This window comes from Escherichia sp. MOD1-EC5950 (assembly GCF_002965345.1).
Classification (GTDB): domain Bacteria; phylum Pseudomonadota; class Gammaproteobacteria; order Enterobacterales; family Enterobacteriaceae; genus Escherichia; species Escherichia marmotae.
In genome coordinates this window covers 78440-88019 of sequence record NZ_PTSR01000020.1, presented here as the reverse complement: position 1 = coordinate 88019, position 9580 = coordinate 78440, and the positions used below count along the sequence as shown (strand labels likewise).

The following is a 9580-nucleotide window of genomic DNA, read 5'->3' as shown; positions in this document are numbered from 1 at the left end:
TTGGTGGTGTTGGTGGCAACGTTATCGTTTGTCGTTTTCAGTTGCGAGCCGTTGACGGCATCGGTACTGGTGTCTGACAGGTCACCGGCCATGACGTTGGTGATTTTGCTGGTGGTGTTAGTGCCGTGTTTGGCGCTGAATGCCGTGCCATTCCACTGCAGGGCATCATCTTCCAGGCCTGTGATTGTGGTGTTGATATCCGCGACATCATTGGTCAGGTTAGTGATGTTGGTGGTGTTGGTGGCAACGTTATCGTTTGTCGTTTTCAGTTGCGAGCCGTTGACGGCATCGGTGCTGGTGTCTGACAGGCTACCGGCCATGACGTTGGTGATTTTGTTGGTGGTGCTGGTGCCGTGTTTGGCACTGAATGCAGTGCCATCCCATAGCAGAGAATCGTCCTTCAGATCTGTCACCGCCGTATTGGTGGTGTTGATTGTCGAATTCACTGCATCAAGAGCATCACCTACATTGTTGTAGGTCCCTGAGGAAATAGTATAGGTTGGCGCATTAACGGTTCCGTCAGCAGCATTCACGCTGGCATTGCCGCCTAACCGGTTTGCTACCGATTGGCTAAGCGCAAAAATCTGCGAGCCATTGACGGCATCGGTACTTGTTTTGTTGATGATGCCTTTATCAACAAATACAATTTTTCGCTGGTCCGTATTGTTACCGACAGAGATAACATTGTCTTCCGCTGCGAGAGCACCCGCACCAAGCGCGACGGAATTATTTCCTGATGTTCTGGCTCCATTACCCAGAGCGACGCTGTTGTTTCCGCTCACAAAGCTGTCCTGCCCCAGCGCGACAGCCCCTGTTCCGTTTGACTGGCTGTTATAGCCCATAGCGACAGAACCGGCTTTGGTCGCCTCACTTGCTTGGCCTATCGCGAGTGAATACATGCCATTGGCTTCGCTGTCTTTACCTATCGCGGTGGCATAATCACCCTTAGCATGAGCGCTATTCCCCAACGCAAGGGAATACTCTTTGGTTGCTTGAGCCGCACTTCCGATTGCAATAGCCCGGCTGCCAGTAGCTACAGTTGCTTGCCCCAACGCTACCGATCTTTCTCCAGACGCATTGCTACTGAAGCCTAATGAGGTTCCCCCCACGCCAGAGAACGCACTTTGCCCTATTGCAACACTTGATGTATTGGAGCCTCCACCCGGCCCGGTTTGTGCTGATGTTGCGATGGCTCCAAAACCAATGGCAATCCAGCCATTACTAAGTGGAGTAGCTTCAGCAGATTTACCGCCATCAAGAGCGACTTCTGCATGTGCTCCAGACGACAACAACCCACCGACAACTAACGCAGAAATTAACAGCTTACTGCGCCCGCTCTTCTTCCCACGGCTTTTTGCCGTTTCGCTGGCAACGCTATAACTGCCCGTCGCCGGGTTCCAGATAACTTTAAATATTTTGTTCATTATTGATGCTCTCTATTCCTTGATATAAGCGCAGAAGCCGCATTTATTTTTTGCTTTTTCTCTGTCGGGATTCCGCAGAGTGAAGGTCGTCGAACTGAAGGTTTGCCATATTGATGGCGAGTTTCAGGTATTTCAGATTATTGGGAGATACGCCTTTCAGCGTCAGATTAATGTCTTGCCATTGACCTGGTAATAATTTCAGCGATGAGTTCATTGAGGTACTGAAAAGTAATTGCTGCCATTTTGTTAAGTCTTTAGGATCGGCAGGTTTTTCATTGCCCCATGTAGCATGAAAGCCAATATTTGATACGGGAACGCTTAATAGGTTAACCAGCGAAATACGAATAACGCTGCCATTTTCAACCGCATCGACAGACAGTACCCGACCTGCTAAACCGACAGAGCCGTTATTTAAAATGAAGTATTGGGTTTGTGCTGGGTTAAATTCAGTGAAGATAAATTCGTCCTGTTTGTCTTTGACTGCCTTTACGATGCTGGCAAGAGTTTTGGTACTGCTTATGATGCTATTTTGTTGTTTTTCAATAATTTCAATTTTATTTTTATATTGTTCTTGCTGCTTTTTTAGAGTTTCTATTTGACCTTGTTGTAACGCTTGCTGTTTGGTGAACTCATCAATTGCGTTTACTTTTTCAGTATTGTCACACCCTGTTAATGCGCAGAGTGACGATATTGTTAACACTCTTAGTACTGCTTTCTTCATGTTCATAGGATGAATTCCTTTTCATAATCCTGATGCTTTGATAACTACGTTGTAGTTATTTTTTGTATGAATAATTTAATATTTCATATTCACAATAAAAATTTATGAGAGAGTTTTCGAATTAATGGGTGCTGAGAGTGTGTTATTAGATGTCAAACTATTTTAGTTTGTAGATACTAATAACCTAATCTCGCGAATTTTAATGACCGGTGTCAATTCATGTCAAATGTTTAACGGAGTTAAGGTGAGGAGGGTAAGAAGTTAATATTTGTATGGTAAATGTTTTGTGACGATAAATGTGACACTGGCTGGAAAACATAAATAATTAATCATTGGAATGTAAATAATCATACTTATTATTTATATATAGCTCTTTTATTACGCAGCATATTTTCAGAATTTGACTTGTGATGTTCATGCAGACAGTCGGACAAAATTGAACATGCAATGCTAAGAATGTTAATAATTTTTAGTATTTGAAAGGGGCTCCTGCATGTGCCAGCAGGAGCGAGTAAATCGTGAGAGGCTGTGATTACAGCGACCAGAAAGGAACTTAAAACGCGATCTTTGAGAACCCTGTCATCTCTTGCAGGCCCATTTCACGGCCCAGCTCGGTCATTGGGTGCACTACCACCAGCCCACGAACACTCTTCTTCAGTTTGCCCATGTCCGCTTGCTCTTTTTTAGTAATCGCACGCTGGAAAGGCATTTTCATCAGCTTTTGTGCTTCTTTGCTGAGTTTTTGGCTGTGAACGTCACGCAGACGAGCAATTTCAGCTTCCAGCGTGGCTTTCTCTTTTTCCAGTTCGGCATATTTGTCTGCGGCTTCAACCAGCGACAGGTCGGCCTGTTGGTGACGGATGGCGTCCAGGCGATCGCTAAGACGTTTAATTTCGTTTTTTTCGACTTCTTTCATGTGATGGCTTCTGATAAAGATAAATTTATAGTCCTAGTATGCGTGACGGGGTGCTTTGTTCACAACCGATGGTATTGTAATAGTTTTGCTGGGTAACCAATTTTGCGTTCAGAAAAGAATGTAATTTATTGATTAATAAAAAGTAATAAGCAAGCAAGGACAAACGTTGTAGATTTCGCACGTTTTCCTTAATGCCATTTTTACCGGGATCTAAACTAAAATTGGCGGCCGCGCATTCCCGGCGCGGGGTAATTCGGAGATATTATGATGGGCAAAATAGGTGAAAACGTTCCGCTTTTTATCGATAAAGCCGTAGATTTCATGGCATCTAGCCAGGCGTTCCGGGAGTATCTGAATAAACTTCCCCCTCGTAACGCGATCCCGTCCGATATACCTGAGGAAAGCGTGCCGTTATATCTCCAACGCCTGGAATATTATCGTCGGCTTTATCGACCGAAGCAGGTAGAGGGGCAGCAGTAAGCGAGCATTGCTTACTTTTGAAAGGCTTTTTTTAAGCTGATTTTGGAAATCAGCTCTGTCAGTGAAAGGACCATTGTTGATCGCACAGCTTGTTGATAGCGTTGAACTTGCATCGCGTACAAACTGGAGTCTGCTGGTTCAAACTGTGGCGGCGGTGGTAGCGCCGCCACGCAATGCAGTTCGCCAAATGGCCCAAGAATTTCATCATCGGTAAACGCGTACTCGTTGCCGTCGTGGTTCAGCTCTTCCCGCAGTGCCATCAACAGTTCCGCATCTTCGTATTCATGGCGACTGATTACGCCAAGCCCATAAATCAGCTTTAAGCGCACGGACAGATCGCCCAGCGGGCCATTGCCGTCGAGTAACGGTTCTACAGCATACTTCACCGCGTAATCGTCTTTGCGGAATACCTGAAGCACCAGAAGATTCACCGCCTCGGTCAGGAGATCGACGGCGGTAATCAGAAAGCTTCGCACGGTTTTGCCAGCATTCAGACGCTCAAGCACACGGTTTTCAAAGGCCTGGGTTTGTTCCATTGTTGCCTGCATATCTGACAATCTGTTATTCGGGCGCAGGGACCCCTGCGCCTGGTCCACCATTATTGCATTGCGTTATAAGCGGTTACCGCTTCTGTGACAACCTCGCTGTTGGCATCAAGCCCGGAAATCTGTGCCAGCGCAGCCTGCGGCCCTTTGTCGGCAATCAGCGCAGCCAGTTCCTGAGCCTGTGGATCTTCTTCACTGCGGAAGTGCATGGCGGCAGCAATACCCTGAATCAGGTTTTTGTGCGGTAAACCGTACTCCAGCGTACCCAGCAGCGGTTTTACCAGACGATCTCCGGCGCTCAGTTTACGCAGCGGCTGACGGCCTACACGCTCCACATCATCTTTCAGATACGGGTTTTCAAAACGGCCGAGGATTTTCTGGATATACGCAGCATGTTTATCAGCATCAAAACCGTAGCGCTTGATTAGCACCGCGCCGCTTTCTTCCATCGCACCTTTTACCACCGCACGGATTTTCTCATCGAGAATTGCGTCACGAATGGTCTGATGACCCGCCAGTTTTCCGAGGTACGCGGTTATAGCATGGCCCGTATTCAGGGTGAAGAGTTTACGCTCAACAAATGCCATCAGGTTGTCGGTTAGCTCCATACCTGGGATGTTTGGCAGCGCGCCTTTGAATTGAGTTTTATCGACAATCCATTCGCTGAAGGTTTCTACCGTCACTTCCAGCGGATCGTTGGTTGCAGAAGCAGAAGGCGGCACGATGCGGTCAACGGCGGAATCGACAAAGCCAACGTGTTCTTCAACCCACGCTTTTGCTTCTTCCGGCAGGGCATTCATTACATGGCCTTTCAACTGAGTGGTGCCGCGAACCATGTTTTCACACGCGATGATGTTCAGTGGGGATGCATTACCTTGTTCTTTGCGTTTCACCAGCCCTTTAGCAATCGCCGGAGCAATTCGTTCCAGCACGACCGGACCAACGGCGGTAGTGACTAAATCGACCTGAGCGATTAAATCCACCACGTCATCACCAATACTGCTGACGGCATCAACGCCGGAAACGGTATCGACCTGCTCGGTTTCACCGACCACATGAACCTGGTAGCTATGACGGGCATTCAGGGCATCAAGTACCACCTGATTGACATCGGCAAATGTCAGTTGAATACCCGCATCAGCCAGCAGTTTACCGATAAAGCCACGACCGATGTTACCTGCGCCAAAATGTAATGCTTTCATAGTATTAACCTTCATCAATGTTTTTACCCGAGAGGGCTGGGGTGAGGCATTTCCCTCACCCAAACCCTCTCCATGAGGAGAGGGGCCGAGATATTGCCGGATGCGGCGTAAACGCTTTATCCGGCCTACAAGAACGAGCAAATTCAATAAATTGCACTTTGTTTTGTAGGCCTGATAAGCGTAGCGCATCAGGCAATTAGCCCCACCTTCTCCATGTGGAGAGGGTGGGAATGGGTTACTTACGACCAGCCAACAGTTCCAGCACTTCATCCACGCTGGTGGTGTGTGCCAGACGCTCAATGACGGACTCATCATCCAGCGCGTTGGTCAGGCTGGTGATAACCTGAATGTGCTCGTTGTTACGGGCAGCAATACCAATCACCAGACGGGCAATGTCATCTTCTTCTTCACCGAAGCGCACGCCTTCCGGGTACTGACAGAACACGACGCCAGTTTTCAGCACGCGATCTTTCGCTTCAACCGTACCGTGCGGCACGGCGATAGACTCACCCAGATAGGTCGGGGTCAGTTTTTCACGATCCAGCATTGCCTGTACGTATTCCGGCTCAACGTAACCGCCTTTCACCAGTTGTTCGCCAGCAAAGCGAATAGCTTCTTCTTTAGTTGCCGCTTTACGACCGAGGAAGATGTTCTCCGCGCCCAGTTTGAACAGGTTGGCGTTAGAATCGTCAAAGCTGTCTTTCAGGCTGTCTTTCACTTTCTCTTCGTTTTCAGTATGGCGCTGGGCAGCAACCAGACGTTCGGTCAGGCTGGTGTACAGGCCACTGTCGAGGAAGTTAGTCAGCGAAATATGCTGAGCCTGCGGAACCTGACGCATAGCGCGCTCGGTCAGATCACGGTGAGTGATGACGAGGTCCACATCTGGCGGCAGGTTATTGATCGCGCTGTTAGTGACGGAAATCTGTGACAGACCGGCATCCTGAATTTTCTTACGCAGCACACCTGCGCCCATTGCACTGGAACCCATACCAGCGTCACAGGCAACGATGATTTTACGCACGTGGCTCAGGTCGTTAGTCACATCACCAGCAGACAGCGGAGACGCGCCTTTAGCCTCAGCTTTCATGTCCTGCATACGGCGAGTTGCCGCTTCAATATCGTCTTCCTCTTTCACTTTGCTGGTTTTCAGCAGAATGGCAGAGACAACGAAGGAAACCGCCATTGCCGCACATACACCCGCGATGTTAGCGAAGTAAGCACCTTTTGGCGTCATCGCCAGTACCGCGAGGATAGAACCCGGAGATGCCGGAGAAACCAGACCACCGCCCAGAATAGTCAGCGTAAACACGCCAGTCATACCGCCGAGGATAACGGCGAGGATCAGACGCGGATTCATCAGCACATACGGGAAGTAGATTTCGTGGATACCGCCCAGGAAGTGGATGATTGTCGCACCGCCCGCAGACTGTTTAGCGCTACCACGACCAAAGAACATGTACGCCAGCAGAACGCCCATACCCGGACCCGGGTTTGCTTCAATCAGGAAGAAGATGGATTTGCCCATCTCATGGGACTGCTGAATACCCAGCGGCGAGAAGATACCGTGGTTAATGGCGTTGTTAAGGAACAGGATTTTCGCCGGTTCAACAAAGATAGACGCCAGCGGCAGCATGTCATGGACAACCATGAAGTTAACGCCCGCAGCCAGCATTTTAGACAGGGCTTCAACCAGCGGACCAATCCCCATGAATGCCAGAATCGCGAGGATCATCCCCATGATACCGGCAGAGAAGTTGTTCACCAGCATCTCAAAACCGGATTTGATCTTACCATCTACCCAGCGGTCGAAATGCTTAATGCACCAGCCGCCCAGCGGGCCTGCAATCATAGAACCGAGGAACATCGGCATATCTGCGCCGACGATAACGCCCATGGTGGTGATAGCACCGACCACGCCGCCACGTTCACCACCTACCAACTTACCACCGGTATAACCGATCAGCAGCGGCAGGAGATAAGTGATCATCGGCCCGACCAGCTTCGCCAGCGTTTCGTTCGGTAACCACCCTGTTGGAATAAATAACGCGGTGATGATACCCCACGCGATAAACGCGCCGATATTTGGCATCACCATGTTGCTGAGGAAACGACCAAAGCTTTGCACTTTGATCTTAATATCGGATGACATAAAAACACCCCTTCTTATGTTTGCTGTCGCGCAGGCTGGAAGCCCGAGGTTTTTTGTTAATGTGGCGGCAGAGGTAGCCGGACCTTGTAGATACTGCGAAATCTGGCACTGAATCGGTTAACTGTCCAGTCGACGGTCTTTTGTGTGATATCAATCACATAAATATAGGGGGTAGAGAGGTAATTGACGTGATATTCATCACAAAATACTTGTGTAAAAAAACAACAAGGCGGTGATTTTCGCTAAAAATGGCATTTAAATGTGAGGTTTGTCACGTTTTTCCTTTGATGGTTTGTTGAGTTTTTGTGATCTAAATCACAAGATATTTTCTTAAGTCGTTCACCCGGTGTGATCTACGGCATGTTCTGGCTCTGCCTTAAGGCCGTTATGTCACTGAGTAACTCATCACCGCTTAAAATTATTCTTCGGTGTGATGGCGAGAATCGCAAACCCGGATTATTGTCAAATAATCAGCCCGACGCCCATCTGGCTGCCAGCCCATAACAACTCTGATAAGCGTGAATCCGAGGCAGCTATGTTTCTAAACTATTTCGCGTTGGGAGTGCTGATTTTCGTCTTTCTGGTGATCTTTTATGGAATCATCGCGATACATGACATCCCCTATTTGATTGCCAAAAAACGCAACCATCCTCATGCCGACGCCATTCATACCGCAGGGTGGGTCAGCTTATTTACGCTCCACATTATCTGGCCGTTCCTGTGGATCTGGGCCACGCTTTACCAACCGGAGCGCGGCTGGGGGATGCAGTCGCATATTACACCGCAAGAGAAAACGCCTGACCCAGAAATTGCCGCGCTTTCTGATCGCATCTCCCGGCTGGAGCAGCAACTCGCTGCTGAGAAAAAACCTGACTACTCCACGTTTCCGGAGATCTAATCATGGATCTGTTGATTGTCTTAACTTACGTGGCGCTGGCGTGGGCGATATTTAAAATCTTCCGTATTCCGGTGAATCAGTGGACGCTGGCGACGGCGGCGCTCGGTGGCGTGTTTCTGGTGAGTGGTTTGATTTTATTGATGAACTATAACCATCCCTACACCTTTATGGCGCAAAAGGCGGTGATTGCCATCCCCATCACGCCCCAGGTCACAGGGATTGTTACTGAAGTCACGGACAAAAATAATCAGCTTATTCAAAAGGGCGAGGTGCTTTTTAAGCTCGACCCGGTGCGTTATCAGGCGCGGGTAGACCGACTTCAGGCCGACCTGATGACGGCGACACATAATATTAAGACGCTGCAAGCGCAGCTCACTGAAGCGCAGGCTAACACCACTCAGGTTTCAGCGGAGCGCGACCGGCTGTTTAAAAATTATCAACGTTACCTGAAAGGTAGCCAGGCGGCGGTGAATCCGTTTTCGGAACGTGACATCGACGACGCGCGGCAAAATTTTCTCGCCCAGGATGCGCTGGTGAAAGGTTCCGTGGCGGAGCAGGCGCAGATCCAGAGCCAACTCGACAGCATGGTCAACGGCGAGCAGTCGCAGATTGTCAGCTTAAGGGCGCAACTTACCGAAGCGAAATATAACCTTGAGCAGACCATTATTCGTGCACCGAGCAATGGCTATGTTACTCAGGTGCTAATCCGTCCAGGCACTTACGCGGCAGCTTTGCCGCTGCGTCCGGTGATGGTCTTTATCCCTGAGCAAAAACGGCAAATTGTCGCCCAGTTCCGGCAAAACTCGCTGTTGCGTCTGAAACCCGGCGATGATGCGGAAGTGGTATTTAACGCGCTGCCGGGGCAGGTATTCCACGGCAAACTGACCAGTATCTTGCCGGTGGTGCCTGGAGGTTCGTACCAGGCGCAGGGGGTACTGCAATCATTAACGGTCGTGCCTGGAACTGACGGTGTGCTGGGAACCATCGAACTGGACCCTAACGCTGATATTGATGCTTTACCTGATGGCATCTACGCCCAGGTGGCGGTTTACTCCGACCATTTCAGCCATGTTTCGGTGATGCGTAAGGTGCTGCTGAGAATGACCAGTTGGATGCATTATCTTTATTTGGATCATTGAATGTTGGGGTATTGAGTCGCATAAATGTGGTTGAGAGCTAAAAAAGTTGCAAATACAGGACATGAGTATTCGCTGTTCGGCCTGCGAAACTCGTGTCCTTTTTGTC

The 9580-nt window shown here is 49.1% G+C and carries 10 protein-coding genes; 4 read left to right on the top strand and 6 right to left on the bottom strand.

Annotated features, from left to right (window positions below):
- On the bottom strand, nucleotides 1–1424 hold a 1424-nt coding region (locus BEA93_RS17835; protein WP_272897475.1), incomplete at its 3' end, for an ESPR-type extended signal peptide-containing protein.
- 43 nt (nucleotides 1425–1467) lie between these two features.
- Nucleotides 1468–2115 carry a hypothetical protein gene (locus BEA93_RS25775; RefSeq protein ID WP_411161997.1) on the bottom strand — a complete coding sequence of 216 codons (648 nt, stop codon included), beginning with the start codon at nucleotides 2113–2115 and terminating at the stop codon, nucleotides 1468–1470.
- Here BEA93_RS25775 and BEA93_RS26380 point away from each other — a divergent pair.
- Nucleotides 2097–2153: a lipoprotein gene (locus tag BEA93_RS26380; protein ID WP_225996959.1), complete on the top strand. Its 57-nt coding sequence runs from the start codon at nucleotides 2097–2099 to the stop codon at nucleotides 2151–2153. The two genes, BEA93_RS25775 and BEA93_RS26380, sit on opposite strands and share 19 nt — an antisense overlap.
- Before the next feature lie 545 nt (nucleotides 2154–2698).
- On the opposite strand, the gene BEA93_RS17825 is transcribed toward BEA93_RS26380, so the two are convergent.
- Nucleotides 2699–3061, bottom strand: a complete 363-nt coding sequence (locus tag BEA93_RS17825) for a YibL family ribosome-associated protein (RefSeq protein ID WP_000665670.1) — start codon at nucleotides 3059–3061, stop codon at nucleotides 2699–2701.
- A 267-nt stretch (nucleotides 3062–3328) separates the two neighbouring features.
- Between BEA93_RS17825 and yibT the strand changes: the two genes are divergently transcribed.
- Complete coding sequence (gene yibT, locus BEA93_RS17820) at nucleotides 3329–3541, top strand: protein YibT (protein WP_010376448.1); 213 nt, start codon at nucleotides 3329–3331, stop codon at nucleotides 3539–3541.
- 11 nt (nucleotides 3542–3552) lie between these two features.
- Here the strand turns inward: yibT and mtlR are convergent, their stop codons facing one another.
- From mtlR to mtlA, 3 genes are all read right to left on the bottom strand, one after another.
- On the bottom strand, nucleotides 3553–4140 hold the full coding sequence (gene mtlR, locus BEA93_RS17815; RefSeq protein WP_000228285.1) for a mannitol operon repressor MtlR: 588 nt from the start codon (nucleotides 4138–4140) through the stop codon (nucleotides 3553–3555).
- The gene (gene mtlD / locus BEA93_RS17810; RefSeq protein ID WP_000645402.1) at nucleotides 4140–5288 is read right to left on the bottom strand and encodes a mannitol-1-phosphate 5-dehydrogenase; all 1149 of its coding nucleotides are present in this window, start codon (nucleotides 5286–5288) and stop codon (nucleotides 4140–4142) included. The genes mtlR and mtlD overlap by 1 nt, the downstream gene beginning before the upstream one ends.
- A 235-nt stretch (nucleotides 5289–5523) precedes the next feature.
- Nucleotides 5524–7437 carry a PTS mannitol transporter subunit IICBA gene (gene mtlA / locus BEA93_RS17800; RefSeq protein ID WP_105224825.1) on the bottom strand — a complete coding sequence of 638 codons (1914 nt, stop codon included), beginning with the start codon at nucleotides 7435–7437 and terminating at the stop codon, nucleotides 5524–5526.
- Nucleotides 7438–7972: 535 nt separating this feature from the next.
- Here mtlA and BEA93_RS17795 point away from each other — a divergent pair.
- Nucleotides 7973–8335, top strand: a complete 363-nt coding sequence (locus BEA93_RS17795; RefSeq protein ID WP_001517475.1) for a DUF3302 domain-containing protein — start codon at nucleotides 7973–7975, stop codon at nucleotides 8333–8335.
- 2 nt (nucleotides 8336–8337) lie between these two features.
- Entirely contained in the window at nucleotides 8338–9474 is a 1137-nt protein-coding gene (locus tag BEA93_RS17790; protein WP_001517476.1) for an HlyD family secretion protein, read from the top strand.
- The last annotated feature ends 106 nt before the right edge of the window (nucleotides 9475–9580 follow it).